The organism is Streptomyces sp. NPDC045899 (genome assembly GCF_056431485.1).
In genome coordinates, this window is the sequence record NZ_JBWKKP010000013.1 from 101,840 (window position 1) to 126,912 (window position 25,073).

Here is a 25,073-nt window from a genome sequence, read left to right on the forward strand (position 1 = left end):
CGAGTGCTGCCCCGGGGCATGGCGGAGGGAGCCGGGATGGGGCTGGGGAATCTGGATTGCCGGGACGGCCGGCCGGAGGATCAGGCGGAGAGCTGGGCGTGCGCGGCGGCGGCCAGCGGCATCGCGACGCCGAGGCGGGCCCGGAGCTGGGTTGGGCTGATGGGTTCGCCGTGCTCGGCCTGGTGGGCGGTGGCGATGGTGCGGGCCGCGTTCAGCAGCGGCGCGGGCACGGTGACCGGCGGGGTGGCTTCCGGCTGGGGCGTGACCGGTGGTGCCACCGGTTCGGGGGCCGGGGCGGTGTGGGCCACGGTGTGGAAGTGGCGCAGGAGTTGGGGCCCGACCGCTCCCCAGCCCAGGAGGAGGAGGGGGGCGACCGCGTCCACGGCGGCGCGGCCGTAGTGCTTGGCGACGATGGGTTCGGCGATGTTGAGGGCCAGGGTCAGCAGCCCGGACAGGTGCATGAGCCGGGTGGCGCCCTTGATGTGCTCGGCGGCCACGCCCCGCAGGGACAGATAGCGCAGGGCCACCAGGAGGCCGACAACGGACAGGTCCACCATCGGGGCGATCAGCGGCGCGATCGGCCCGGGGACACCCAGGCGCAGAGCCAGGGCCCAGACGTTGCCGAAGGAGAAGACGAAGGCCAGGCCCGCGATGATGCCCATGATCACGGTCACGGTGCGCTGAGTGATCCGGTCCTCGGACATGGGGGATTCACCTCCTTCCAGAGCGCGCAGGGGAGACGGCAGCGGTCAGACGGCGATCATCATGGTGAGCGGGTCGGTCCGGCCGAGGGTGGAGACCGCGAGCTGCTCCAGGAGCTCGGCGGGGTCGTGGGTCAGGTGGGCGGTGTCGGTGGCGATGCGGGCAGCGTCGGCATCGGCGACGTAGGGGGTGCGGATGCGGGTGAAGCCGGGACGTCCCTGGTGAGCCATTGAGGCCACGCCGACGTAAGCGGGGTCCTGGAGTGCCGTGGGGTTGGCGTCCGGCCAGTTCCGTATGTCCTCGCCCAGGGCGGCAACGGAGGCGTCGGCGGTCTTCTGCGCGAAGGACAGGCCCACCGGGCACACGTCCCGGATGAAGGTGGGGATGGCATCGCCGGTCCCCTTCTGGGTCGCGATGATCACCAGGATGCCGACGCTGCGGCCCTTCTTCACCAGGTCCTCCACCAGCCGCGCGTTCTCCGCCGCGAGCGCGGCGAGCTTCTTGGACTGAGCGTCCGATCCCTTGTGGTCGCGGAAGTAGGTGTGCGCTTCGTCGATGATCAGCACGGCCAGCGGCCATGCGGCCGTCGGGCCGAGGTGCCACATGTTCTTGACGCCCAGCAGTGCACGGATGGACGCCGAGCGGTTCCGCCGCAGCGTCACCAACTCCTTGAAGAGTTGGTTCGCCTCGGCCAGGTCGTCACCGGCGAACGCGAACGTCCGCTGCACCAGGTCCGCGTAGTCGCCCTCATGGGACGAGGTCACCTTGCCGTCGGCCACCGCGTACTGAATCGCAGGCGACGGCGCCGTGTCACAGATGAACTTGTTGACCAGCGACGTCTTGCCGAAGCCGGGCAGCCCGGCCACGGTGACGCCGGGCACGTTGGCCAGGCTGACGCTCACCGGCAGGGCGTACTCGTCCAACCCCAGGTGCCATGCGGTCAGTTCCTCCGGCACGGACCCGGTGGGGGTGTGCTCGGTTGGGATGGTCAGCGGGTCCATCCGTACGCCACGGATCACCAGCTGACCCGGGGTGTCCGGGAGGACGGAGACCCGGGTGCACCGCCACGCGTCCGCCAGGTACGGCGCCGCCTTCTGGAACTCCGCCAGCCCGACCTTGGGAAGGCACCCCGCGCGGACCAGCACCCCGTACCGGTCGGAGGTGACCCGGATCTTCGGGATCAGGATCCGCGGTTTGGGCACCTTCCCGTCCGGGGCCACGATCACGGCGGGCGGGGTCTTGTCGGCCACCGACAGTCCGGCCATCGGGGCCAGCCGACGCCAGCCGTACCGGACACGTATCGCCTGCCGGATGCTGGCCCGCGTCATCACGTCGGCACGCACGTAGCGCACCACCCACCACACGGTCCAGATGAGGAGGAGGGCCAGGGCCGCCCCGGCCAGAGCCGGGGCAGACCCCATCGTGTCGCCGATGGTCACTTGCCCACCGCCGCGAGTTCCAGCTTGGTCGCCCGGTAGGCCACGCCGTCGGACAGCTGCCCGTTGAAGACGCGGGCCCACGGGGTGGCGAACAGGTCGGTCACCCGCACCGGCACACCCGGCTGGATGCCCTCGGGCAGACCGCTCTCCGGAACAGTGATCTTCATCTGCTCGGCCCGGCCCTCTTCCATGAGGAAGACGGTCAGGGTGTGCAGGGTCTCGCCGGTGTCCCGGTCCGTGGCGACCTCGCCCGTCTCGGGGTCCTTCACCTTCGGCATCGGCAGCGTGCCAGCGATGAACTGCGTCGAGGGCAGAAGCCCCACGCGGATACGGGTCATAGCCATGCCTTTTGCTCCCTTTCGTGGCCAACCGCTCGTGCGGCCGGGTCACCACTATGGGCTAGCTCGGCTAGCTAGGTCAACAGGGTTAGACATGTCTGTTCGTGGGAGTGCCTGTGATAGGTGAGCTAACACGGCTACCCTTGGACCATGACGCCCCCGACGCACGACGCCCGCCCGCCGTATCAGCAGGCAGCCGAGGCCATCCGGAGCGAGATCGCGGCGGGCAAGATCAAGCCGGGGGAACAGCTCCCCTCGCACCGGGAGCTGCAAGAGCGGTTCGGGATCGCCAACATGACCGCCCGCAGTGCACTGCGCGTACTCCGCGACGAGGGCCTGATCTACACCGTGCAGGGGCGCGGCAGCTACGTGGCTGATGCGATCGCGCAGGACGAGGACGGGAACGTCTACGTCATCGAGGCCAAGGGGTCCCCTTCCAGGCATGCTGAGGCCGGAGGTCTGGTAGGCGCGGAAGCCGCCGGAAGCATCACCGAAGCACTCCTAGCTGTCCGGGAACAGCTCCGCACCCTCAATGCGGAGGTCCAGTCCCTCAAGCAGGAAGTCGCCGAACTCAAGGCGCGTCAGGACGTATAGCCGGTTCCTGCCGAAGCTCCGCCACCTCCGCACGCATCTCCTCCAGCTCACCGCGCAGACGCTCAGCCATGGCCGCGATCTCTGCCAACAGCTTCCCCTCCTGCCCGCTCAGCACCAGTTCCCTTGTGTCGTCTGCGCGTTGGCTGCGCGCATCCCGCATTGCGATCCTCCGGAGCGAGCTGTTCAGAGTTTCTTTACTGGATCAAGGCGGCCCGCTCGCGCGGGCCGCGCGCGCTGGCGGCCCGGGGCCGCCGCCCGCTCCTGTCTGCCGCCCCGCTCAGCGGCGCCCCCGGTCCCCTCAGCGCGCCAGACCGCAACAGCGATCCGCGGGAAGCAGTAAGCACTCCGGGCAGCCAGCGGGGCCGCAGTGGGCGATGGGCGCCGATCGAGCAGCACGACCAGGACCACGCGCCCGACCGCCGGGCCGCTGTGGGAATCCGCGGTGACGCCGTAGTGAGGGCCGGGGTCCGGTGGCTGGTGGCGGCAGGCCGGAGAGTCTTGAGGCACCTCCCCGGTCCGGGTCCCGCGTCGGGCAAGGCCAGGGGGCCACTCGTGCTTATTGCGGGCAGGTCCAAAGCCTGCCCGAGTTGCCAACGAGCGTACGGCCCCCTGACCATGCCCGACCCCAGACCGGGCAGGACACCGCCCCAACACTCTCCGGCCGGCCGCGTGCCCACAGCGCGCCACTACCCGGGCTGGCCAGCAACGCACCGTCCCCCGTCCGCCTCGCATCACCATGAGCCTTCCTGTTGTCCCTGATCGATCCGTGCCAGACGGGCGGGCAGTCCTCGAACGAGCGAACGACGACATCCCCGGTACCATCGGCACCGGGGTCCTGAACAGGGACTCTCAACCGGACTACCCCACGCCTGCCAGGGTTTGAGGGGTAGTCCGGTCTTGCGTCTGCGGTTGTTGTGCGCGGTCCGGCCCCCGTCCCGCGGATCGTCAAGGGCACGAGACGGGGGAGCCGGACCGCTGACGGCGGACGGTGCAGTGTCCGCCGCCCATCTGGGAGTGGTGGTGACATCTGCGCTCCGGCGAACGGGGCGCTGTCCGCCGCACAGTCACCACACCCAGGGGTGTGAGGGCGGGAGCCGTGAGCCGACCCATGGACATCAGCTCCCGCCCGGTCTTCACCTCACTGGTCCGGCTCCGGGGTGAGGCCGGAGTTCTCCAGCAGGAACTTGCACGTGTAGCCCAGGCTGCGGACGTGGTCATCAGCGGACTGCAACCCCGAGCCGAGCCCCCGGCCGACCTTGTGCGGGATGGTGTTCAACCGGCACCGCCGGTCGTACCAGTCCACCGTGCCCCGGTCCATGCGCTCAATCCGAGCCTCAGCCAGCGGTAACAGCGTCCGGATATGCCACCGGAGCGTCTGGTGCAGCTCCACCAGTTCGCTGTACGGAGGAAGCCCCGTCCGCATCACTAAGGCGCGGTCGATCGTTGAATTGACCTCCGCGACGTCCACAGCTGCTCTAAGAGTGTTGTCGGTGCCCATGGAACGCATCTTCTGATCGCTCGCCAGGACGTAGGAACCACCGCCAAACCCCACTTTGGGACGTCCCGCGTCATGTAAAACGTCCCTAGTGCCGTCCCCGGGAGCAGGGAGAGACTCGGATGCCGAACGAGAGGCTACGTGCCGCCATGGCGGCCGGTTGCTGGACGTACGCCACCCTCGCGGAGAAGGTCGAAGTCGACCCCAAGTCCGTTGAGCGATGGGTGAATCTGGGGCGTACGCCGCGCCGGACCACGGCCATGAGGGCAGCTGAAACCCTGGGAGAAGACGTGCACGCAATATGGCCATCGCTCCGACAGTCGCGACCCGCACGCGCGGTGAGTCCTGAACTAGTCGCGCTCTACGACCAGCGGGCGGACATCCCGGTGTCCGCGTTCGTGGACCTGCTGTCCGAGGCCCGTGAGCACATCGACATCCTGGTGTACGCCGCCGTCTTCCTGCACGAGGCGTACCCCCGGCTCAACGACCTCTTGCAGGAGCGGGCTGCCGAAGGCTGCGCGGTCCGCATCGCCGTCGGTGACGCCAACAGCGAGAATGTCAGGCTGCGGGGCGAGGAGGAGAAGTTCGGCCACGGGATCGAATCCCGGTGCCAACTCGCGCTCATGCACTACCGCCCCCTCATCGGGACACCGGGCATCGAGGTCCGGACCCACGCCACGACGCTCTACAACTCGATCTACCGCGCGGATGATCAGGCGTTGGTCAATGCCCACGTCTGGGGCGTGAACGCCTTTGCTGCCCCCGTGTGGCATCTGCGGCGGAGCGGGGTAGGCGGCATGTTCGACACCTACGCCGCCAGCTTCGACGCGGTGTGGGCGACAGCGACACCGGTAGGGGACGACTGACCATGGCACGGACCGAGTACTACGACGACCCGGATGCACCAGAGCCGAACAGCTTGGTTGTGGCCGCGTCCGCCGTCGTCACCGACGAGGAAGGCCGCATCCTCCTCCAGCGCCGCCGGGACAACGACCTCTGGGCACTCCCGGGCGGCGGCATGGAGATGTCCGACTCGCTGCCAGGTACGGCGATCCGCGAGGTCAAGGAAGAGACCGGCCTGGATGTCGAGATCACTGGTCTCGTCGGCACGTACACCGACCCGCGCCACGTCATCGCGTATACGGATGGCGAGGTGCGCCGACAGTTCAACGTCTGCTTCACGGCCCGGGTGGTCGGCGGCCAACTCGCGATCTCGGACGAATCCACAGAGTTGCGATTCGTGCCACAGGGGGAGCTGGATCAGCTACCTATGCACCACACACAGCGGCTCCGCCTTCGTCATTTCCTGGAGCATCGCGAGCGCCCTTACCTGGGTTGATAACCCTAGGGCTCCGCACCACTCGATTGAGGAGACCCACCCCACGGCCAGACCCAGTCGGTGACACCTGCTCTAGGAGTTCGAACAACACGCCGCTCCCCTGTTGAACTGTGGCTTCGTGGATGGCGTTGCCACTCCGCAGGGCGCCGCCCAGATCTGTACGCCTCCGTCCTCGTTGATGTCAGCCTGTCCCAGTTCGAAGCGGCGACCAAAAGTAGGGACGTAGGACGTCCAGGTACGAGACGATAGCGGCTGTGAATGAAACGGTCGCGGTTGCCTTGGTTACTTCTTTGTCAACGCTGGCCGCTGCAGGGCTGGCGGGCTCGGTCTCGGCTTGGACAACCAGTAGGCAACTCCGGCATCAGGCTCTACTGGCAGGGGAGGAACGCGCCGAGCAGCGCGCGAACGCCTACAGGGAGATGCGGCGCGAGTCGTACGAGCGATTCCTGTCTCAGGCTGATGCTGCTTATCGAGTGCTGGATAGAGGGTGGATGGCAACGCCGTTCACCGAGCCACCGCATTGGGAAGCAGGATTCGCTGCGCGCAGGGCACTGGATGAGGCTTACATCCGGGTTCGCCTGGTGGGACCGGAGAACGTCGCAGAGCTGGGGGTCGCAGTAGTGCGTAGCATAGGTGACGAATTTCGACTGCATGCACGTATCGTGGGCTCTCATCCCGATGAGACGGACTGCGCCGCTGAGCTCGATCCGTCTGCCCGAGCGCAAGCGCTCCAGGCTCGGTTTGCTATGAACGGTGAGTTCGTCGCCGCGGCGCGCCGCGCACTCGGTGCTGAGCTGGCGCAGATGCCCGACGCGGTCAATGCTGGGTCAAGCGATTCCACACGGTGAATAGAGCCCTCGGCACGAGGGGCGCGTCGTGCCGGCCGGCCTTGGTGGTCCATCAAGCCCTCAACGGGCAGGCAAAGGAGCCGTTCAAGCTGGTCAGGGCTGTAGCCGTCTTACTGGCTACAGCCCTCTTGAAACCGTGGTGGTACCGAGGCCCGCTGACAGCAACCGTGACAGCAACGTTTGCACACGACGCCTGCCTTGGGCTCACCGCTTGCACCGGCTCACCGTGTCATCGAGACCGCGACCAAAGGCTTGCCCGAACCTACGGATCAAGAGGTTGCAGGTTCGAATCCTGCCGAGCGCGCAGCAGCTCAGAGGCCCCTTCCAGTTGATGGAAGGGGCCTCGTTGCATGCGTCGCCTGTTCAACTGACGGTAGCCGCCGGAGCGGCGGGGGCTAGATGCGGCCGAAGAAGAGGCTGCCGGCGGCGTCGGAGTCGGCGGAGAAGAAGTGCTCGCGGGTCGCCCGGACGAACTCCTGGCGCGAGATGACTCCGTCCCCGTCGGTGTCGAGCACCGTGAAGGTCTCCAGCGTGTCCGGCGCGGTGAGCTGCCAGACCTCCTTGAGGTAGTACGCGAACTCCTCCTTGGTGATCTGGTTGTCGCCGTCCGCGTCGACGCAGTCGAAGATGGCGTGGGCGCTGCCGTCGACGACGTTCACCCGGCTGCTGTCTACGCTGGCGAGCCGGCTGGCCTGGACGAACTCCTCCTGGCTCAGCTGTTGGTTCTTGGCGCCGGCGTGGCGGAGCAGTTCCTGCCAGTACATCTGTAAGAACGCCTGGAGGCTCGTGCCGCGAGGGTCGTCCCGGTCGATGCCGAATGCCTGGTGATAGCGGTCGATGAGGAGCTGACAGTCCTCCCATTCCAGGTAGCCGTCGTTGTTCCGGTCGAGTGCCTGGAACTGCCGTCCGAGCTTTTCGCCGATGAGATCGGCTGCCGCGGTGCTCATACCGTGTCCCCTCCCATGGTTCCGTACCGGTCTGGGCAGCTTTGTTGATCTTGCGGTCGACTCGCTCCGCAATGGCCATGGTTCACCCATTTCGGCGGCTCCCGCAATGGCGCCGAATGCTGGTGGGGCTGGGGTTGGTGGCGTTGCCCAATGGGGTTCGCGGCAGGGGGGATTCCGGTGGTATTTCGCACGTGCGGGCGATTGTGGCCCGTCGGCGACGGAGTACTGCTCCAGCCGCTGGTTCATCGCGGAGGTCGACACTCCGGGCGAGAACATCGACATCGAGTACGAGTTCTGAGTCCAGAAGGCCAACGGCAAGTTCCATGGCATGGGATACGGCCGGGTGCAGGACGGCGGGGGCGCGCGGAAGGTCGACTCCTTCAAGATCGAGACTCGTCTCGAGCGGCGCAATCACACGGTGACCAGGCGCGTCTGTGACTACACGCGTGCGGTCAACTCCAGGGACACATCGAATGCCGACTGCTACTCGCCGTGGGCTCGTGGTCGGGGCGCCCACACCGGGGACGGCCGCATCTGCATCGACGTGGACAGTGACGGCAAGGGTGGCAAGTGGCACACCCTGGTCGACTCCGCTCCGCTCTCCTGACCGGAGGAATCACCGCTCTCGGCCGTGGTGCGCGAGGCCCCCTTCCCGCCGGGAAGGGGGCCTCGCGCGGTTCACCGGGCGCCGGCGGCCCTTCCGGTGTCACAGGAACGTGTGAGCATGCTGCCATGAGCAATACAACGGGGCACAGCCTCCGCGAATTCGCGGAGAAATTGGTCGAGTTGGACATCGCGACCGAGGAACAGGCCGCGACAGGACTGGCCGAGGCGGAAGCGATCGGAATGGACCTCGATGAACAATTCGAGGATCCGGAGGAACTGACCTTCCTCATCGGTGAATGCGGTATCGGGTTCACGACGCCCGAAAAGGCCGTGGGGGACCTCGAGGAGGGGTACGAGGACCTGTTGCGCGAAGCGGCGGCGTGTTCGGGCGGCTCGGTGGTCGTGGACGACGTCGCCCTGGTGCAGGTCGAGGACGGGGCGGAGCGGGAGGAGTATCTGCACTTCCGGCGCAACGGCCGGTCGATCTGGCACCGGACGGAACACCTCTCCGACAGCACTCGCTACATGGACTGGAACACCGTCTTCGACGCCATCGGCGATCTCGTGCCCGGCAACGCGGATCCGCGCGGCTTCTACCAGGTGGACGAGGACTCCTACGACGCCCAGTGGCTGCTGCTCACCTCCGGGCAGGCCGAGGGACTGAAGGAGTTCGGGCTTTCGGTGCCGGTCGCGCTGGGCAACCGGGTGCGGGACGGGCTGCCCTCGGCGGAGCCCGAGACATCCGCCTGGTACGTCGAGGACGACCGTCTGCACGCGAGCGAGGAGTCCCGCCGCTGTCTGGCGGAGTGGCTGGCTCCCATGGATGACGTCCTGGCCCGGTGGCGATCGGCCGATGTGCCCCCGGGTTCCGCCCTCGACCACTCGCCGGACTCGCTCACGGCACTGGAACGGCTGGTGCTGGAGCGGTTCGACGGCCCCGCCGCGCTGGAGGCGGCGGCGGGGGACGCGTTCTTCGAGGGGGCGGTCCGGTACCTCGGGGAGACCGCCCTGCGGCTCCGGCCGTGCCGGTGGACGTACCGGTACTCCGACGACGCCGCGGCGGTGTTCGCCAATGAGCCCATGATCTCCGTCAACGCCCCGGACGGCTTCGGGGGCGGGTTCTCCCCGGACCACGCCCTGCGGACCCTGGTGCGGGAGCGTACGCCCGGCGTCGTGCGGGAGTGCATGGATGACCTGGGCGAGTCGGTGGAGAGCTACCGCGCGGCGCTCCGGGCCCGCGACGCCCACGGCCGGTCCTAGGTCCTGGGTCGTCCTAGTCCCGTCGCTCCGGCTTGCGGGCCAGGAAGCTGGCGACCGTTCTCCTGGCGCCTTCGCCGGGGGCCTGGGTCAGCTGGGCGGTGAGGGTGAACCCGGCCCGGCCCAGGAGGTCGGCGAGGTGGTGTTGCGGGAGGAGATGGGACTCGAAGGAGACGGGGTGGTCGCCGTACGCCTTGGTGGGGCGCAGGATCTCGTGCTCGCCGACGTAGCCGCACAGCATCAGGCGCCCGCCGGGCGCCAGCGTGCGGTAGAACTCCGCGTAGACGGTGGGCAGCAGCTCCGGCGGGGTGTGGTGGGTGGAGTAGTAGGCGAGGGCACCGCCGAGGTGGTCGTCCTCGACCTCCAGGGCGGTCATGGACCCCACGGTGAAGCGCAGGTCCGGGTGGGCCGCCCGGGCCACCTCGACCATCCTCGGTGACAGATCGATTCCGAAGGCCGGGACGCCGAGGGCGGCCAGGTGCGCCGTGACCTTGCCGGGGCCGCAGCCCAGGTCGGCGACGGGCCCGAGGTCGGCGGTCGTTACGAGTTCGGCGAACGCGGTCAGCATCGCACGGGACAGGGGGTCCAGCTCGGCGGGGGACGGGACGCGTTCGGTGTAGGCGTCGGCGACGGTGTCGTACGAGCTTCGCACGGCGGTGAGGTAGGAGGGTTCGGTCACGTGCTGACGGTAGGGGAGGGCACCGACGGCGGCACTGACGGCCGCACCGACGGCCGGCGGGTCATGAGCCCGTGGGGAGTTCGCGGGCGAAGCGGCGGATGGCGTCGGTGAAGGCCGCGGGGGCGTCGAAGTTCGCGAGGTGGCGGGCGCGTGGGATCAGCTCGATCCGGGCGTTGGGGTGGGCGCGGGCGAACTCGCGCTCACCGGCCCGGAAGAGGGGGTCCCGTTCGCCGTTGAGGATGAGCACGGGGGCGTCGACGTGGCGCATCGCGCTCGCGTCGAAGCGGCCGAGTACCTCGCCCCACGCGGCCGGGAGGGTGTGGAAGGCGTAGCCGGAACGGATGGTGGCGTCCACCACCTCCGGTGGATAGAGGCGGCGCAGGAACCGGTTGTTCCAGCGGGTCAGCCGGTCGGCCGGGATACGGGGGACGAGCCCGGCCACCCAGCGGTAGGGGGCCGTGAGCGGTCCCCGGGTGGTGGCGCTGGCACCGGCGAGGACCAGCCCGCGCAGCCGCTCGGGGAAGTGCCGTGCGAACTCCAGCGCGACGTAGCCGCCCAGCGAGTGCCCGACGACCAGGGCCGGTGCGCCGCCGAGGGAGTCCACGGCGTCCGCCACGATCTTCGTCGCGGCACTCAGGCTCCAGGGCTCCGCGGAACGGGCTCCGTGACCGGGCAGATCGGGGGCCGCGACCGGGAAGTCCGAGGCAAGCGAACGGAGTTGGCAGCTCCACTGTCCCGCGCTGAAGCGTGTCCCGTGGACGAGGACGATGGGCGTCGATTCCATGGCTCCCAGAGCTCCCCCAGCTCGACACGGCGCGTTGATCGCGCGTGAACGGACTCTATAGGCCGGGGCCGCGGACCAGGTCGTGGTGGTGCCCCATGGGTGCCGCGGGCCGGGCGGCGAGCGGTGAACGCGGAGGTGGCCGGTCCCCGGTGCGGGGAGCGGCCACCTCGGGTGTGCGGGGGCGGACGTCAATCCTTGGTGGCCTTCCAGTAGACCGGGCCCTTGTCGAAGTCGCCGGTGTAGGAGACGAGGGACGGGGCCTCGCCCTTGGGGAGCAGGAAGATCTTGCAGATGGTGGCGTCGTCCCCGGGGGCGAAGGTGTCCGGGTCCTTGCTCGGGCAGGACTGCACGGCGTCGTCCGAGGTGATGAGGGTCTTGGCCGGGTTGCCCTTGCTGTCACGGACGTTGGTGGGGGTGTTGAGGAAGGGGTACTTGACGGAGTTGTCGCCGATGTTCTTGAAGGCCATCGTGACGTAGTACGGCTGGAGCGCCTTGGCGTCGGATTCCAGGCGCAGACCGGAGAGGTCCGACTGCGAGCCCTTGGCCACGCTCCGGGCGGTGACCTCGAGGGTGGCCACCTTCTTGGAGCGCTTGTAGGTCAGGGCGGACTTCTGGCCGAGGGGGATGGTCTTGTTGGCGTCGGCGTCGACGCCCTTGCCGCCGGAGCCGCCGGACCCCTGGTCGTTGCCGGCGCCGCCGGTGTCCTGTCCCTTGCCCGCCGGGTCGGTCGGCTTCTTGTCCTTGGCGGCGGGGCTCTCGCTGCTGCCCGTGTCCTGGGCGGCGTCCTCGTTGCAGGCGGTGGCGCCCAGGGCGAGACCGGCGGCGCAGAGGAGGGCGGCGGCGGTGCGGCGCGTACGGCGTGCGGATCGGTTGCGCATGGTTCGGGTCCCCGTTGTGAAGAGCTCGGTGAGTGTGAGCTAAGTCGTGATGAGGGTGTTTCGGTAGTGACGGGTGGTGCTCCACATCAGCATGACCGTGACAAACGCGCCGATCAGCCGGGGGGATCCGTTCGGAGCGGGGCTGGGACGTGGACGTTGCAAAGTAACCGGCCGTCCTCAATCGATTTCCCTGCACGGAAACAATGACGTAGTGTTGTCTTCACCGACGCGGGGTGGAGCAGCTCGGTAGCTCGCTGGGCTCATAACCCAGAGGTCGCAGGTTCAAATCCTGTCCCCGCTACTGAAAACCGAGGGCCCGGCACAGTCTCTGTGCCGGGCCCTCGGTCTGTGTGGCGCGCCCCCCCGGTCCGCGGTGAGCGCACCGGGGCCGCGGGGCCCGGTGGCGTCAGCCCGTCGCCCGGGTCCTGCCGGTGCCGCCTGCCACATCCGTGGCCCGTTTCACATCCGCCCTGTCCGTGCCGTCCCGCTCCGCGACCTTCCACCGCACGGGCCGCTCCGCCGCGCCACCTGTGCCGTACGTCACGGTCGCGGGCTCCATCCCGTTCGGCACCAGGAACACCTTGCACAGGGCGATCCGCGCGCCCACCGCGAAGTCGTCCGGGTCCTTCCCCGGGCACGCCGCCACCTCGTCGTCGGTGACCAGCGGCTGGTCATCGGCGCCGCTGCTGTCCTGGAGCCCGGTGGGGGCGTTGAGGAAGGGGTAGTGGAGGGAGTGGTCGCCGGTGTTCTCGAAGCGCATGGTGACGTAGTACGGCCGTGCCGTCCGCGCCCCGGCCCGCTGTCCCGCCGTCCGCGGACCGGCCGACGTGCCCTTCCGCACGCTCACCGCCGTCACCTCCAGGGTGCCGCGCTGATGGTCGGAACCGCGCTTGTAGGTGACGCGGGTGGGGGTGCCGAGGGAGAGCGTCCGGCCGCCGTCGGCCGCCTGGTGTGCGGAACCCGGGGACCGCGCCGCCCCCTTCGCGCCGTCGTCGGCGCAGCCGGTGGCCAGGAGGGCGACGCCGAGGGCGCCGATCGCGCAGGCGACTGCGGTTGCGGTGCGCGTGCGGACCGGTATGTGGTGCATCGATGTCCCCCGTTGAGGTGGTTCGGCTGTACTGCCCCCGGGCGGCGGGCCGTTGGGCGACGCGGCCCCGGGTGGTGGTGGCGATGGCGCCTCGGTCGGTGGCGCGGGTCGGCGCCTACCCAGGGATCCGGCCAGGATCCCGTACTCCCGTGATCTTCTGCCCGACTCCATCATGCGGGTGACAAAATCCCCGTTCCCGTATGTCATCAAGCCGCAGCGTGGCTGCTACGCCGCTGTAGCGCGCCGGGGGCCGGGCACCGGTGACTGGACACACGGCCGTACGGTGACCCGTATGAGCGATCCAGGCGTGACGGACGTGACGGACGTGACGGACGTGACCGGGGCTGCGGACACGGACACGGTGGCGGTGCGACGGTTCTGGCAGGACCTCGCGCTGCCCGGACTCATCGACGTACACACGCACTTCATGCCCCAGCGGGTACTCGACAAGGTCTGGGCCTACTTCGACGCCGTCGAACCGCTGGTCGGCATCCCCTGGCCCGTCAAGTACCGCGACGAGGAGGACGAACGGCTCGCGGTGCTGCGCGGCTTCGGGGTACGGGCCTTCACCTCGATGCTCTACCCGCACAAGCCGGATATGGCGGTGTGGCTCAACCAGTGGGCGGTCGGGTTCGCGGAGCGCACTCCCGACTGTCTGCACACCGCGACCTTCTTCCCCGAGCCGGGCGCCGAGGGCTATGTGCGCGAGGCGCTGGCGAACGGCGCCCGGGTGTTCAAGGCACATGTGCAGGTGGGCGGTTACGACCCGGCGGATCCGCTGCTCGACCCGGTGTGGGGGCTGCTCGCCGAGACCGGTACGCCGATCGTCGTGCACTGCGGCTCGGGCCCGGCGCCGGGCAAGTACACCGGCCCGGGGCCGGTGGCCGCGGTGCTCGCCCGCCATCCCCGACTGCGGCTGATCATCGCGCATATGGGGCTGCCGGAGTACGCGGAGTTCATGGCGCTGGCCGAGCGGTACGACGAGGTGCACCTGGACACCACCATGGTGTTCACCGACTTCATCGAGAAGCGCTGGCCCTTCGCCCCGGCGGACCGCGGGCGGCTCGCGGCACTGGGCGACCGGGTGCTCTTCGGCAGCGACTTCCCCAACATCCCTTATCCCTACGGGCATGCGCTGGAGGTCCTGACCCGGATCGGTCAGGACGAGGACTGGCTGCGCGCGGTCTGCTACGGCAACGCGGCCCGGATGTTCGGGATCTGAGGCCCTCGCTGGAGACGCAGAAGCCCGCCCGCACCCGGGTGCGGGCGGGCCCATGACGCGCCCTCCGCGTCAGCTCATCCGCGTCAGCTCATCCGCGCAGCGGCAGCGCCTCGGCCAGCGTGCGCCACGCCTCGAGCGGGATGTCCTCGAAGGTGTTCGCCGTCACCACCTGGACGGCCAGGTGGTCCGCGCCCGCGGAGAGGAACTCGTCCACCCGGCGCCGGACCGCCTCCGCGTCGCCCAGGGCGAAGACGGAACCGATGAGGCGGTCGCTGCCGCCGTCCTTGAAGTCCTCCTCGGCGAAGCCCAGCCGCAGCAGGTTGTTGGTGTAGTTGGGCAGCCCCAGGTAGAAGGAGAGGTAGTCGCGGGCGGTGGCGCGGGCGCGCTCCAGGTCCGTGTCCAGCACGACCTTGAGCTCGGGGGCGAGCAGGGCCCCGCTCCCCAGGGTCTCCCGGGCCGAGGCGGTGAACTCGGGGGTGACGAGGTACGGATGCGCGCCGGCGGCGCGGTCGCGCGACAGCTCCAGCATCTTCGGGCCGAGGGCGGCCAGGACGCGGCGGGAGGCGGGCACCGGGGTCGGCGCCGAGTCCAGCGCGGTCAGGTAGTCCCGCATCGCGGAGTACGGGCGTGCGTACCGCTCGACCATCGTCCCGTGGCTCACGCCGAGTCCCAGCAGGAAGCGGCCCTCATGGCGGGTGTCGATCGCGGCGTACCGCTCGGCCACATAGCCGGGCTCGTGGTCCCAGATGCTGAGGATGCCGGTGGCCACGGTGAGGCGGGAGGTCGCGTCCAGCAGGAACGCGGCCTCGTCGGGGCCGGGGCTGCCGCCGAGCCAGAGCGCGCCGTAGCCGAGCTCGTCCACTTCCGCCGCCGCCTCCCGGACCCGCGGGTGTTTCGCGGGGTCGGTGGAGTGCAGGGCGCCGGTCCAGACGCCGATGGTGCCGAGTGCGGGATGAGATGCCATGCCCGGGGAACCGGGTGATCCTTTCGAGAAATTCCCCCGGTGGTCCGTTCGGCCCACAGGGCGGCCCCGGGGCGGTCCCCGGGCGGTCCAGGGGCGTCCCGGGACCCCTCTCCCGGACTCCCTCTTTCTCAGACTCCTCACAGACTGCCGAAAGGGATCTCTCAGACGGATCCCACACGCTGTGGGCCATGATGGCGACACCGCCCGCTGGGCGTACCGAGCTGCTGCGTCCCGACGGGAGCCCCGTGCGGGTGCTGGTGGTGGACGACGAATCGGCCCTCGCCGATCTGCTGTCGATGGCCCTGCGCTACGAGGGCTGGGAGGTGCGCACCGCGAGCGACGGCGCCGAGGCGGTACGGACCACCCGCGAGCTGCGGCCCGACGCGGTGGTGTTGGACGTCATGCTGCCGGACATGGACGGCCTGGCGGTGCTGGGACGGCTGCGCCGGGAGCTGCCGGAGGTCCCGGTGCTGTTCCTGACCGCCCGGGACGCGGTCGAGGACCGGATCGCCGGGCTGACGGCCGGCGGCGACGACTACGTGACCAAGCCCTTCAGCCTGGAGGAGGTCGTCGCCCGGCTGCGCGGTCTGCTGCGCCGGTCGGGGGCGGCCGCGGCGCGCGCCGAATCGGTGCTCGCCGTCGGTGACCTGGTCCTGGACGAGGACAGTCACGAGGTGTCGCGCGGGGGCCAGGAGATCCACCTCACCGCGACCGAGTTCGAGCTGCTGCGCTATCTGATGCGCAACCCCCGGCGGGTGCTCAGCAAGGCGCAGATCCTCGACCGGGTCTGGAGCTATGACTTCGGCGGTCAGGCCAATGTCGTCGAGCTCTACATCTCCTATCTGCGGCGGAAGATCGACGCGGGACGAAGCCCGATGATCCACACCCGGCGGGGAGCCGGGTACCTGCTCAAGCCGGGGGAGTAGGGACGTGGTGCGCCCAGCGGCCGGTACCGGCGGCGGCCCGGCCCGCCCGAAGACATCAGGTACGACGGGACCCGGTGCGCGGGAGCCCGGTACGCCGGAACCCGGTGCGCGGGGACCCCGCCCCCGGACCCGCCGTCGTCGCTGGTCGCTGCGGACCCGTCTGGTGGTCTCGTCCGTCGTGCTGATCGCGGTCGTCTGCGCGGTGATCGGCTCGGTCACCACCATCGTTCTGCGGTCCTATCTCCAGGGCCAGGTGGACGACGACCTGCGCGCCTCGGTCGGCCGCTTCATGAACCGGCCCGGTCAGCACGCCCCTGACGACCTGCTGTTCATCGCCTCCCCCGGTCAGCCCATCGGTACCGTCGGCGCGCGCTTCGACGACGGGGGCGCCATCGTCCAGGCGGGCCGGAGCAATGACACTCCGATGTCCGCCGACCTCGACCCCAGCAGCCGGGTGGACACGCTGTCCGGCGGGCAGCTGCGCGCGCTCGCGACCGTGGCGCGGGACGGACGTGTGCACACCCTCGAGCTGCCCGGCCTCGGCGACTACCGCGTGATCGCCCAGCCGGAGAACGCGAGGGACGGGATCGTGCTGGCCTTCCCGCTGGGCCAGACGCAGCAGACCGTCAACACCCTCATCCTGGTGGAGGTCTGTGTGACCGCCGCCGGACTGGTCGCGGCCGGGATCGCCGGTGCCGCGACCGTCGGCATATCGCTGCGCCCGCTGCGCCGGGTGGCCGCGACCGCGACCCGGGTCTCGGAACTCCCGCTGCACAGCGGTGAGGTCGCGCTGCGTGAACGGGTGCCGCCCTCCGAGGCCGATCCGCGGACCGAGGTGGGACAGGTGGGCGCGGCGCTCAACCGCATGCTCGGGCATGTGGAGTCGGCGCTCGCGGCGCGGCAGGAGAGCGAGACCCGGGTCCGGCAGTTCGTCGCCGACGCCAGCCATGAGCTGCGGACACCGCTCGCCTCGATCCGCGGTTACGCCGAGCTGACCAGGCGCGGCCGGGAGGAGATCGGACCGGACACCCGGCACGCCCTCGGCCGGGTGGAGTCGGAGGCCGGGCGGATGACCCTCCTCGTCGAGGACCTGCTGCTGCTCGCCCGGCTCGACGCGGGACGTCCGCTGGAATGCGCGGAGACCGACCTCTCCCCCCTGGTGGTGGACGCCGTGAGCGACGCCCGCGCGGCCGGTGCCGACCACGCGTGGCGGCTGGAGCTGCCCGATGAACCGGCGGTCGTCCACGGTGACGGCCCCCGGTTGCACCAGGTGCTCGTCAACCTGCTCGGCAACGCCCGTACGCACACCCCGGCCGGGACGACGGTCACGGCGCGGGTGCTGCCACGCGGCGGCGGTACGGCGGATACGGCCTGCGCGGCCCGCCCCCCGTACGTCTCACTGGAGATCGAGGACAACGGACCGGGTATCCCGCCCGATCTGCTGCCGCACGTCTTCGAACGTTTCGCGCGGGGTGACGCCTCGCGTTCGCGGTCGGCGGGCAGCACGGGGCTGGGGCTGGCCATCGTGCAGGCGGTGGTGACGGCGCACGGCGGCACGGTGACGGTGACGAGCGTCCCGGGGCGCACGGTGTTCGGCATCCGTCTGCCCGTGCTCCCGCCCCCGCGCCGGATCGCTCTTGAGGGCTCTGACCAGCGGTTGGGCAGGACAGGGGCGAGGCACGGCGGAGGGCTCGCGGACTCACAGGCGGTCCACAGGGCGACCACACGGCCGTGACAGCGCCGCTCGCGAATGTCGGACCATGCGAACCGACACTTCTCCCTTCCCGTCCGGCCCTCCCGGGCTTCCGGGGGCGCCGTCCGGAACCCCTCTCGTCACCCTGCCCGCCCGCGGCCCGGTGGCGGTCGCCGGGGACCGGCCGGTGCTCGACGTCGTCGTCCCCGTCTACAACGAGGAGGCGGATCTCGAGCGCTGTGTCCGGCGGCTGTGCGACCACCTGGTGCGCACCTTCCCCTACCGCTTCCGGATCACCATCGCCGACAACGCCAGTACGGACCGCACCCCCGAGATCGCGGCCCGCCTCGACGACTCGCTCGACGAGGTCACCGCGGTCCGGCTGGAGCAGAAGGGGCGGGGGAGAGCGCTGCGCACCGTGTGGTCGCTGTCCGACGCGCCCGTACTGGCCTATATGGACGTCGATCTGTCGACCGACCTCAACGCGCTGCTGCCGCTGGTCGCCCCGCTGATCTCCGGCCACTCCGACCTGGCGATCGGGTCGCGGCTGGCGCGCAGTTCGCGCGTGGTGCGCGGACCCAAGCGGGAGTTCATCTCGCGGGCGTACAACCTGATCCTGCGCGGCAGTCTGGCCGCCCGCTTCTCGGACGCGCAGTGCGGGTTCAAGGCGATCCGCAAGGACGTCGCGGAGCGGCTGCTGCCGCTGGTCGAGGACTCCGGCTGGTTCTTCGACACCGAGATGCTGGTGCTCGCGGAACGGGCCGGACTGCGGATCCACGAGGTGCCGGTGGACTGGGTCGACGACCCCGACAGCACGGTGCACCTGGTGCGCACCGCCACCGATGACCTCAAGGGCGTCTGGCGGGTGGGGCGCGCGCTGGCGACGGGCGCGCTGCCGCTGGACCGGGTGCGCCGTCCCTTCGGGGACGATCCGCGTGACCGCGAACTGAGCGGCGTGCCGGGCGGACTGCCCCGTCAGCTCGTCGGATTCTGTGTCGTGGGTGTGCTCAGCACACTGGTCTACCTGCTGCTGTACTCCGCCTTCCGGCTCGGCACCGGTCCGCAGACGGCCAACGCGCTGGCGCTGTTGGTATCCGCGCTCGGCAACACCGCGGCCAACCGGAGGCTCACCTTCGGGGTGCGCGGACGGGACCGGGCGGTGCGCCACCAGGCGCAGGGGCTGGTGGTGTTCGGCATCGGACTCGCGCTGACCAGTGGTTCGCTGGCGGCGCTCGCGGCCGCGCCCGGCACTCCCTCGCACGGCACCGAACTGGCCGTGCTGATCGCGGCGAACCTCGCCGCGACCGTGCTGCGCTTCCTGCTCTTCCGGGCCTGGGTCTTCCCGCCGGACCCCGACCGCGACCCCGACCGTGACCGCGAACGGGACCGGGACCGGGACCGGGACGGTGACCGTGATCGCGTGAGCGCCGCCGTCCGCACCGCCGACCACACCCACCCGGGGGACCACCGATGACCACCTCCTACGACCAGCGACAGATCGGTCCCGCCATGCCACCCCCCGAAGCCACCCCTGATGCCGCAGCACCACGTACGGACGACCCGCGGTGGGCGCGCCCCGCGCTGTGGGCGCTGCTGGCGGTGACCGCCGCGCTCTACCTGTGGAGCCTGGGCGCCTCCGGTTACGCCAACCAGTTCTACTCGGCCGCCGCCCAGGCGGGCGGTGAGAGCTGGAAGGCGTTCTTCTTCGGCTCGTCCGACGCGGCGAACTCCATCACCGTCGACAAACCCCCGGCCGCGCTGTGGCCGATGGCGCTGTCGGTGCGGCTCTTCGGGCTGAGTTCCTGGGCGATCCTCGTCCCCGAGGCGCTGATGGGCGTGGCCACGGTCGGGGTGCTGTACGCGGCCGTCCGGCGCAGGTCCGGCGCGGTCGCCGGGCTCATCGCGGGTGCGGTGCTGGCGGTCACCCCGGTCGCGGCGCTGATGTTCCGCTTCAACAACCCCGACGCGCTGCTGTGTCTGCTGATGGTCACGGCGGTGTGGTGCGTGCTGCGCGCGCTGGAGGACGCGCGGACCAAGTGGCTGGTACTGGCCGGGGTCTGCTTCGGTCTCGGCTTCCTGACCAAGACGCTCCAGGCGTGGCTGATCCTGCCGCCGCTGGCGCTGGTGTACCTGGTGTGCGCACCGACCGGACTCGGCCGCCGGATCCGGCAACTGCTGCTGGCCGGAGCCGCGATGGTGGCCGCCGGCGGATGGTGGGTAGCGATCGTCGAGCTGTGGCCCGCGTCCTCACGCCCGTACATCGGCGGCTCGCAGCACAACAGCTTCCTGGAGCTGACCTTCGGCTACAACGGCCTGGGGCGGATCAACGGCGACGAGACCGGAAGCGTCGGCGGCGGCGGACGTGGTCCTGGTGGCGGTGGCGGGGGCGGTATGTGGGGCGAGACCGGTATCGACCGGCTCTTCGGCTCCGACATGGGCGGTCAGATCGCCTGGCTGCTGCCCGCGGCGTTCATCCTGCTGGTGGCGGGGGTCTGGCTGACCCGGCGGGCCGCGCGGACGGATGTGTGGCGGTCGGCGTTCCTGGTGTGGGGCGGAGCGCTGCTGATGACCTTCGCCATCTTCAGCTTCATGTCCGGGATCTTCCACCAGTACTACAACGTGGCGCTCGCGCCGTACATCGCGGCGGTCGTCGGCATGGGGGCGGTCCTGCTGTGGGAGCGGCGGTCCTCCGGGGCGGTGGCTCCGGCGGTGCTCGCGGTCACGGTGGCGGTGACGGCCGTCTGGTCGTACGTCCTGCTGGGGCGGTCCGCGGACTGGTACCCGTGGCTGCGCTGGGTGGTGCTGGCCGGTGGTCTGGTGGCCGCGGTCGGGCTGCTGTGGACGTCCCGGCTGGGGCGCGGTGCGGCGCTGGGCGTGGCCGGACTCGGCCTCGCGGTGGCGCTGGCCGGACCGGTGGCCTACACGCTGGAGACGGTGGACACCCCGCACAACGGCTCGATCGTGACGGCCGGTCCCGCGGTGTCGGGCGGCCGGGGCGGACCCGGCGGCGGCGGTCCCGGGGGCGGCTTCCCGGGCGGTCCGCCGGGGATGGCGGGCGGTCAGCAGGGCCAGAACCAGGGCGGCCAAGGCGGCCAGGGCCAGCCGGGTCAGGGCGGTCAACCGGGCGGTCAGGGCGGCCAGAACGGCGGGATGCCCGGCGGCGGCTTCCCTGGCGGTACGCCCCCGCAGAACGGCAACGGCAACGGCAACGCCAACGGCGGCACCCCGGGCGCGAACGGACAGCGCGGAGGCGGCAAGGCCGGTGGCCGGGGCGGCGGTATGGGCGGCGGTATGGGCGGACTGCTCAACGGCAGCCAGGTCAGTGCGAAGGTGAAGGCGGCGCTGGTGAAGGACGCCGACGACTACACCTGGGCCGCGGCGGCGATCGGCTCGCAGAACGCCGCCGGCTACCAACTGGCGACCGAGAAGCCGGTGATGGCCATCGGCGGCTTCAACGGCAGCGATCCCTCGCCGACGCTCGCCCGGTTCAAGGAGTATGTGAAGCAGGGGAAGATCCACTACTTCATCGCCTCCGGCACCGGGAGCGGTGGCCCCGGCGGTCGCAGCTCGGGCACCTCCTCGCAGATCACCTCATGGGTCGAGAGCACCTTCAAGAAGGTCACCGTCGGTGGCAGCACCCTCTATGACCTGACCTCGAAGGCATCGACCACCTCGAAGTCCTGAGGACCTGGGGCCCTGAGGACTGGAGCCCTGAGGACCTGGGGGCGGCGGCGTACGCGGACATTATTGCCTGTACGGCGTAGAGCATCGCTTGTACGGTGTATGGCAAGCCCAGTCATACACCGTACAAGCGCGTCCCCGGGAGAACCCCATGACGGCCTCGACCGCCGACACCGCCCCCGCCGCCCCGCCGGACAGACCGGTCGGCGGTCATCCGCGGCGCTGGCTGATCCTCGGCGTCATCTGTCTGGCCCAGCTGACCGTGCTGCTGGACAACACCATCCTCAATGTCGCGGTCCCCTCCCTCACCGAGGAGATGCACGCCTCCACGGCCGACATCCAGTGGATGATCAACGCCTATTCGCTGGTGCAGTCCGGGCTGCTGCTCACCGCGGGCAGCGCCGCCGACCGCTATGGACGTAAGAAGATGCTGGTCACCGGGTTGGCGCTCTTCGGTGTGGGGTCGCTCTGCGCATCCCTGGCACAGGGGCCGGGACAGCTGATCGCCGCCCGCGCGGGAATGGGCATCGGCGGGGCGCTGCTGATGACCACCACCCTGGCCGTGGTGGTGCAGGTCTTCGACGAGGAGGAGCGCACCAAGGCGATCGGGATCTGGGGCGCGGTGAGTTCGCTGGGCTTCGCCACCGGACCGCTGATCGGCGGCTCCCTGCTGGAGCACTTCTGGTGGGGCTCGATCTTCCTCATCAACCTCCCCGTGGCGCTGCTCGGGCTGGCCGCCGTGGTGCGGCTGGTGCCCGAGTCCCGTAACCCCACCGGAGACCGGCCCGATCTGCTCGGCGCGCTGCTCTCCACGATCGGGATGACCGGTCTGGTCTTCGGGATCATCTCCGGTCCGGAACACGGCTGGACCTCGATCCGGGTGCTCTGTTCGGCTTTCATCGGCGTCAGTGTGCTGACCGGGTTCGCGCTGTGGGAGCGTCATATCCCCCATCCCATGCTGGATATGCATTTCTTCCGTGACCGCCGCTTCGTGGGCGCCGTCGCCGGGGGTGTCCTCGTGGCCTTCGGGATGGGCGGTTCGCTCTTCCTGCTCACCCAGCATCTGCAATTCGTGCTCGGCTATGACGCGTTGGACGCGGGACTGCGCACCGCGCCGCTGGCGCTCGCGGTGGTGCTGGTCAATCTCTCCGGTCTGGGCGCCCGGCTGCTGCCCAGGCTCGGCACCCCGCTGACCGTCATCCTCGGCATGGGCCTGCTGGCGACGGGTCTCGCCGCCGTCGCGGTGTTCGGCTCGGACGGCTACGGCGGGATGCTCCTCGGCCTGGTGGTGATGGGCCTCGGTATCGCCGTGGCCATGCCCGCGATGGCCACGGCGATCATGTCGGCCATCCCGCCGGAGAAGGCTGGAGTGGGTGCCGGGGTCAACGGCACCCTCACCGAATGCGGCAACGGTCTCGGTGTGGCCGTACTCGGTGCCGTGCTGAACTCGCGCTTCGCCGCACTGCTGCCCGCCGTGGCCACCGGTGCGGGGTCGCTTCCGGCCGCCGTGGCCGCCGCCCGGACCCCCGGGGAGCGGGCGTCGGTGACCGATGCCTTCGCCTCCGGTGTCGAGACCAGCCAGCTGGTCGGGGCCGCGGCGGTGCTGGCGGGCGGGCTCCTGGCCGCACTGCTGCTCGGACGGGCCGAACGATCTTCACGGAACGCCGTGGCGGCATAGCATCGGACATGTATGACCCGCTGCCCGCCCGGGGGCCCCGGACGGGTGGCGACAGCGCATCGAAGAAGGAGAGCGCGCCATGGCAACCGGCAGCCGTGCCATCAGTCCGCGGTCCAGCGTATGGCTCTCCGAACCCAAGACACCGAGGCGCAAGGGAGCTCAGCAGCCGGTCGGTCTGGACCGTTTGAAGATCGTCGCGGCGACGGTCCGGCTGCTGGACGCCGAGGGGCTCACGGGCTTCTCCATGCGGCGTCTGGCGGCGGAGCTCGGTGTCACCGCCATGTCCGTCTACTGGTACGTGGACACCAAGGACCAACTTCTTGAGCTCGCCCTCGATGCCGCCATGGGCGAGATCGTGCTCCCCATCGAGGCCGTCGACCCGGGCCGGGTCCCCCCTGCGGCGGAGGCGGCGGCGGAGGCGGCAGGGGCGGCACCGGCGGCGGGCGCCGAGGGCCGTCTCCCCGCCGAGCCGCGTGACTGGCGTGATCAACTGCGCCAACTCGCCACGGAGTGCCGGAAGGTACTGGTCCGCCACCCCTGGCTCTCCCCGCTGATGGGCGAGTTCCTCAATATGGGGCCCAACTCGATGGCGTTCAGCAACGCCGCACAGGCCGTGGTGCGCAACAGCGGGCTGCCGCTGGAGAAGGTGTCCAGCGCCCTCGCCCTGGTCACCCAGTTCGTCTATGGCTTCAGCACCATCGAGGGCCGGTTCGCCGTCCGCTGCCGTGAGGAGGGCATCGCCCAGGACGAGTTGTTCGACGAGGTGATGACCACGGTCAAGGACCGTCCCGACTTCGACGGCGCCCGGGAGATGTTCGCCGCCCAGGGCGATATCAGCGTCGATGAGATGCGGAACCGGGACTTCGCCTTCGCCCTGGACATCGCGATCGCCGGTATCGAGGCCCTGCGCGACGCGACCCTGCGCAATACGGCTTCGCGTACCCGCGAGAGCTGACCCCCGGTCCGGCACCGGCCGCCCGCGCCGCGCCCGCCGCGGCGGCTCCGGCCCGGGCCGCCGTCCCGCCGCCCCGCCGCCCCGCCGCCCCCTTACGCCACCGGCAGCTCCTCCCCCTGCACCGCCTGGATGTCCAGCTCCACCCGCAGCGTGGTGCCGATCGCCGCGATACCCGCAGCGACCACCTGGTTGTAGTTCATCGCGAAGTCCTCCCGGCGCAGCTCCGCCGTGGCCCGGAAGGCCGCCCGCACCCCGCCCCAGGGGTCCGGACCGGTGCCCAGATAGGTCAGATCGAGATGCACTTCCCGGATGACACCGTGCATCGACAGCTCACCGTGCACGGTCCAGCGGTCCGGCCCCGCCGTGCTCAGCTGCGCCCCCCGGTACGTCAGCACCGGGTACTGCTCCACGTTCAGGAAGTCGGGCGACTTCAGATGGCCGTCCCGCATTCCGTTCCCGGTGTCGATGCTGGCCGCCTGGATCACCGCCTCCACGGTGGACTTCTCGATGTCCTCGGCTATCTCGATCCGCCCGCCGAAGTCGGTGAACCGGCCGTGCACACTGGATATCCCCAGGTGCTGGGCCGTGGCGGCCACGGTGGAATGCGCCGGATCCAGCGTCCACGCCCCCGGCGGCGGCAGCTCCACCCCGCCCTGCCGCGCCAGCACCACCGTGCCCAGATCGGCCCGGCCGGAGCCGGTGACGATGGCCGTCGAGGCGACGGGCGCATAGCCGACGGCGGTGGCGATGACCGTGTACGGACCGGCCGCGAGCGGCTCCTCCGTACGCACCGAGCCGTCCTCCGCGGCCTGGGCGCGCAGCACCTGCGCACCCGTCATATCCGTGATGGTCAGCACCGCGTGCTGCACCGCCCAGCCGTCCCGTGTGCGGATCCGGGCCCGCAGCCCCGCTGCCCCGCCCGTGCCCGCTTCCGTGGTCGTCATGCCGCCTCTCGCTCCCG

The 25,073-nt window shown here is 70.3% G+C and carries 23 protein-coding genes and 1 tRNA gene; 13 read left to right on the plus strand and 11 right to left on the minus strand.

The features are described 5' to 3' along the window. Nucleotides 1-80: 80 nt before the first annotated feature. The 3 genes from AC07FT_RS20695 to AC07FT_RS20705 are packed head-to-tail and all read right to left on the minus strand — an operon-like array spanning nucleotide 81 to nucleotide 2,485. A complete protein-coding gene (locus AC07FT_RS20695) occupies nucleotides 81-704 on the minus strand; it encodes a DUF2637 domain-containing protein (protein WP_479177523.1) in 624 nt (207 codons plus the stop codon). A gap of 45 nt (nucleotides 705-749) precedes the next feature. Continuing rightward, nucleotides 750-2,123 carry an FtsK/SpoIIIE domain-containing protein gene (locus AC07FT_RS20700; RefSeq protein ID WP_479177618.1) on the minus strand — a complete coding sequence of 458 codons (1,374 nt, stop codon included), beginning with the start codon at nucleotides 2,121-2,123 and terminating at the stop codon, nucleotides 750-752. 14 nt (nucleotides 2,124-2,137) lie between these two features. Then, complete coding sequence (locus tag AC07FT_RS20705; RefSeq protein ID WP_479177524.1) at nucleotides 2,138-2,485, minus strand: SCO3933 family regulatory protein; 348 nt, start codon at nucleotides 2,483-2,485, stop codon at nucleotides 2,138-2,140. A gap of 144 nt (nucleotides 2,486-2,629) precedes the next feature. Here AC07FT_RS20705 and AC07FT_RS20710 point away from each other — a divergent pair, with 144 nt between their 5' ends. After that, nucleotides 2,630-3,073: a GntR family transcriptional regulator gene (locus tag AC07FT_RS20710; RefSeq protein WP_479177525.1), complete on the plus strand. Its 444-nt coding sequence runs from the start codon at nucleotides 2,630-2,632 to the stop codon at nucleotides 3,071-3,073. 1,138 nt (nucleotides 3,074-4,211) lie between these two features. Here the strand turns inward: AC07FT_RS20710 and AC07FT_RS20715 are convergent. Further along, a complete protein-coding gene (locus AC07FT_RS20715; protein WP_479177526.1) occupies nucleotides 4,212-4,571 on the minus strand; it encodes a DUF6415 family natural product biosynthesis protein in 360 nt (119 codons plus the stop codon). 119 nt (nucleotides 4,572-4,690) lie between these two features. Here AC07FT_RS20715 and AC07FT_RS20720 point away from each other — a divergent pair, with 119 nt between their 5' ends. Together AC07FT_RS20720 and AC07FT_RS20725 are read left to right on the plus strand one after the other, a co-directional pair. After that, nucleotides 4,691-5,434 carry an XRE family transcriptional regulator gene (locus AC07FT_RS20720; protein WP_479177527.1) on the plus strand — a complete coding sequence of 248 codons (744 nt, stop codon included), beginning with the start codon at nucleotides 4,691-4,693 and terminating at the stop codon, nucleotides 5,432-5,434. Nucleotides 5,435-5,436: 2 nt separating this feature from the next. Beyond that, complete coding sequence (locus AC07FT_RS20725) at nucleotides 5,437-5,907, plus strand: NUDIX domain-containing protein (RefSeq protein WP_479177528.1); 471 nt, start codon at nucleotides 5,437-5,439, stop codon at nucleotides 5,905-5,907. Between the two features lie 1,243 nt (nucleotides 5,908-7,150). Here the strand turns inward: AC07FT_RS20725 and AC07FT_RS20730 are convergent. Beyond that, the gene (locus AC07FT_RS20730) at nucleotides 7,151-7,702 is read right to left on the minus strand and encodes an EF-hand domain-containing protein (RefSeq protein WP_479177529.1); all 552 of its coding nucleotides are present in this window, start codon (nucleotides 7,700-7,702) and stop codon (nucleotides 7,151-7,153) included. A gap of 328 nt (nucleotides 7,703-8,030) precedes the next feature. Here AC07FT_RS20730 and AC07FT_RS20735 point away from each other — a divergent pair, with 328 nt between their 5' ends. Next, the gene (locus tag AC07FT_RS20735) at nucleotides 8,031-8,309 is read left to right on the plus strand and encodes a hypothetical protein (RefSeq protein ID WP_479177530.1); all 279 of its coding nucleotides are present in this window, start codon (nucleotides 8,031-8,033) and stop codon (nucleotides 8,307-8,309) included. Between the two features lie 125 nt (nucleotides 8,310-8,434). Then, nucleotides 8,435-9,568: a hypothetical protein gene (locus AC07FT_RS20740; RefSeq protein ID WP_479177531.1), complete on the plus strand. Its 1,134-nt coding sequence runs from the start codon at nucleotides 8,435-8,437 to the stop codon at nucleotides 9,566-9,568. A gap of 13 nt (nucleotides 9,569-9,581) precedes the next feature. Here AC07FT_RS20740 and AC07FT_RS20745 read toward each other — a convergent pair whose 3' ends face one another. The 3 genes from AC07FT_RS20745 to AC07FT_RS20755 all read right to left on the minus strand — a co-directional run bounded on the left by AC07FT_RS20745 (nucleotide 9,582) and on the right by AC07FT_RS20755 (nucleotide 11,906). Next, entirely contained in the window at nucleotides 9,582-10,244 is a 663-nt protein-coding gene (locus AC07FT_RS20745; RefSeq protein WP_479177532.1) for a class I SAM-dependent methyltransferase, read from the minus strand. A gap of 61 nt (nucleotides 10,245-10,305) precedes the next feature. Beyond that, nucleotides 10,306-11,028, minus strand: a complete 723-nt coding sequence (locus AC07FT_RS20750) for an alpha/beta fold hydrolase (protein WP_479177533.1) — start codon at nucleotides 11,026-11,028, stop codon at nucleotides 10,306-10,308. 188 nt (nucleotides 11,029-11,216) lie between these two features. Beyond that, nucleotides 11,217-11,906 carry a hypothetical protein gene (locus AC07FT_RS20755; RefSeq protein WP_479177534.1) on the minus strand — a complete coding sequence of 230 codons (690 nt, stop codon included), beginning with the start codon at nucleotides 11,904-11,906 and terminating at the stop codon, nucleotides 11,217-11,219. A gap of 227 nt (nucleotides 11,907-12,133) precedes the next feature. Between AC07FT_RS20755 and AC07FT_RS20760 the strand changes: the two genes are divergently transcribed. After that, nucleotides 12,134-12,207 (plus strand) — tRNA-Met (locus AC07FT_RS20760). A 105-nt stretch (nucleotides 12,208-12,312) separates the two neighbouring features. Here AC07FT_RS20760 and AC07FT_RS20765 read toward each other — a convergent pair. Continuing rightward, nucleotides 12,313-12,993, minus strand: a complete 681-nt coding sequence (locus AC07FT_RS20765) for a hypothetical protein (RefSeq protein WP_479177535.1) — start codon at nucleotides 12,991-12,993, stop codon at nucleotides 12,313-12,315. 292 nt (nucleotides 12,994-13,285) lie between these two features. On the opposite strand from AC07FT_RS20765, the gene AC07FT_RS20770 reads away from it, so the two are divergent. Beyond that, entirely contained in the window at nucleotides 13,286-14,215 is a 930-nt protein-coding gene (locus AC07FT_RS20770) for an amidohydrolase family protein (protein WP_479177536.1), read from the plus strand. Between the two features lie 88 nt (nucleotides 14,216-14,303). Here the strand turns inward: AC07FT_RS20770 and AC07FT_RS20775 are convergent, their stop codons facing one another. Beyond that, nucleotides 14,304-15,179 (minus strand): LLM class F420-dependent oxidoreductase, encoded by an 876-nt coding sequence (locus tag AC07FT_RS20775; RefSeq protein WP_479177537.1) that lies wholly within the window; start codon nucleotides 15,177-15,179, stop codon nucleotides 14,304-14,306. Nucleotides 15,180-15,367: 188 nt separating this feature from the next. On the opposite strand from AC07FT_RS20775, the gene AC07FT_RS20780 reads away from it, so the two are divergent. The 6 genes from AC07FT_RS20780 to AC07FT_RS20805 all read left to right on the plus strand — a co-directional run bounded on the left by AC07FT_RS20780 (nucleotide 15,368) and on the right by AC07FT_RS20805 (nucleotide 24,112). Next, nucleotides 15,368-16,105, plus strand: a complete 738-nt coding sequence (locus tag AC07FT_RS20780; protein WP_479177538.1) for a response regulator transcription factor — start codon at nucleotides 15,368-15,370, stop codon at nucleotides 16,103-16,105. A gap of 160 nt (nucleotides 16,106-16,265) precedes the next feature. Then, nucleotides 16,266-17,840 (plus strand): sensor histidine kinase, encoded by a 1,575-nt coding sequence (locus AC07FT_RS20785; protein ID WP_479177619.1) that lies wholly within the window; start codon nucleotides 16,266-16,268, stop codon nucleotides 17,838-17,840. Between the two features lie 25 nt (nucleotides 17,841-17,865). After that, nucleotides 17,866-19,272 (plus strand): bifunctional glycosyltransferase family 2/GtrA family protein, encoded by a 1,407-nt coding sequence (locus tag AC07FT_RS20790; protein ID WP_479177539.1) that lies wholly within the window; start codon nucleotides 17,866-17,868, stop codon nucleotides 19,270-19,272. Further along, complete coding sequence (locus AC07FT_RS20795) at nucleotides 19,269-21,482, plus strand: glycosyltransferase family 39 protein (protein ID WP_479177540.1); 2,214 nt, start codon at nucleotides 19,269-19,271, stop codon at nucleotides 21,480-21,482. The genes AC07FT_RS20790 and AC07FT_RS20795 overlap by 4 nt, the downstream gene beginning before the upstream one ends. A 148-nt stretch (nucleotides 21,483-21,630) precedes the next feature. Next, nucleotides 21,631-23,157, plus strand: a complete 1,527-nt coding sequence (locus AC07FT_RS20800; protein WP_471191728.1) for an MFS transporter — start codon at nucleotides 21,631-21,633, stop codon at nucleotides 23,155-23,157. A gap of 79 nt (nucleotides 23,158-23,236) precedes the next feature. Beyond that, entirely contained in the window at nucleotides 23,237-24,112 is an 876-nt protein-coding gene (locus AC07FT_RS20805) for a TetR/AcrR family transcriptional regulator (protein ID WP_479177541.1), read from the plus strand. A gap of 92 nt (nucleotides 24,113-24,204) precedes the next feature. Here the strand turns inward: AC07FT_RS20805 and AC07FT_RS20810 are convergent, their stop codons facing one another. After that, the gene (locus AC07FT_RS20810) at nucleotides 24,205-25,056 is read right to left on the minus strand and encodes a YceI family protein (RefSeq protein ID WP_479177542.1); all 852 of its coding nucleotides are present in this window, start codon (nucleotides 25,054-25,056) and stop codon (nucleotides 24,205-24,207) included. Nucleotides 25,057-25,073: the final 17 nt, after the last annotated feature.

Bases quoted from the DNA above. Each gene is read 5' to 3' on its own strand.
- AC07FT_RS20695 (WP_479177523.1), bottom strand. From the start codon at position 704: ATGTCCGAGGACCGGATCACTCAGCGCACCGTGACCGTGATCATGGGC.
- AC07FT_RS20700 (WP_479177618.1), bottom strand. From the start codon at position 2,123: ATGGGGTCTGCCCCGGCTCTGGCCGGGGCGGCCCTGGCCCTCCTCCTC.
- AC07FT_RS20705 (WP_479177524.1), bottom strand. From the start codon at position 2,485: ATGGCTATGACCCGTATCCGCGTGGGGCTTCTGCCCTCGACGCAGTTC.
- AC07FT_RS20710 (WP_479177525.1), top strand. From the start codon at position 2,630: ATGACGCCCCCGACGCACGACGCCCGCCCGCCGTATCAGCAGGCAGCC.
- AC07FT_RS20715 (WP_479177526.1), bottom strand. From the start codon at position 4,571: ATGGGCACCGACAACACTCTTAGAGCAGCTGTGGACGTCGCGGAGGTC.
- AC07FT_RS20720 (WP_479177527.1), top strand. From the start codon at position 4,691: ATGCCGAACGAGAGGCTACGTGCCGCCATGGCGGCCGGTTGCTGGACG.
- AC07FT_RS20725 (WP_479177528.1), top strand. From the start codon at position 5,437: ATGGCACGGACCGAGTACTACGACGACCCGGATGCACCAGAGCCGAAC.
- AC07FT_RS20730 (WP_479177529.1), bottom strand. From the start codon at position 7,702: ATGAGCACCGCGGCAGCCGATCTCATCGGCGAAAAGCTCGGACGGCAG.
- AC07FT_RS20735 (WP_479177530.1), top strand. From the start codon at position 8,031: ATGGGATACGGCCGGGTGCAGGACGGCGGGGGCGCGCGGAAGGTCGAC.
- AC07FT_RS20740 (WP_479177531.1), top strand. From the start codon at position 8,435: ATGAGCAATACAACGGGGCACAGCCTCCGCGAATTCGCGGAGAAATTG.
- AC07FT_RS20750 (WP_479177533.1), bottom strand. From the start codon at position 11,028: ATGGAATCGACGCCCATCGTCCTCGTCCACGGGACACGCTTCAGCGCG.
- AC07FT_RS20755 (WP_479177534.1), bottom strand. From the start codon at position 11,906: ATGCGCAACCGATCCGCACGCCGTACGCGCCGCACCGCCGCCGCCCTC.
- AC07FT_RS20765 (WP_479177535.1), bottom strand. From the start codon at position 12,993: ATGCACCACATACCGGTCCGCACGCGCACCGCAACCGCAGTCGCCTGC.
- AC07FT_RS20770 (WP_479177536.1), top strand. From the start codon at position 13,286: ATGAGCGATCCAGGCGTGACGGACGTGACGGACGTGACGGACGTGACC.
- AC07FT_RS20775 (WP_479177537.1), bottom strand. From the start codon at position 15,179: ATGGCATCTCATCCCGCACTCGGCACCATCGGCGTCTGGACCGGCGCC.
- AC07FT_RS20780 (WP_479177538.1), top strand. From the start codon at position 15,368: ATGATGGCGACACCGCCCGCTGGGCGTACCGAGCTGCTGCGTCCCGAC.
- AC07FT_RS20790 (WP_479177539.1), top strand. From the start codon at position 17,866: ATGCGAACCGACACTTCTCCCTTCCCGTCCGGCCCTCCCGGGCTTCCG.
- AC07FT_RS20795 (WP_479177540.1), top strand. From the start codon at position 19,269: ATGACCACCTCCTACGACCAGCGACAGATCGGTCCCGCCATGCCACCC.
- AC07FT_RS20800 (WP_471191728.1), top strand. From the start codon at position 21,631: ATGACGGCCTCGACCGCCGACACCGCCCCCGCCGCCCCGCCGGACAGA.
- AC07FT_RS20805 (WP_479177541.1), top strand. From the start codon at position 23,237: ATGGCAACCGGCAGCCGTGCCATCAGTCCGCGGTCCAGCGTATGGCTC.
- AC07FT_RS20810 (WP_479177542.1), bottom strand. From the start codon at position 25,056: ATGACGACCACGGAAGCGGGCACGGGCGGGGCAGCGGGGCTGCGGGCC.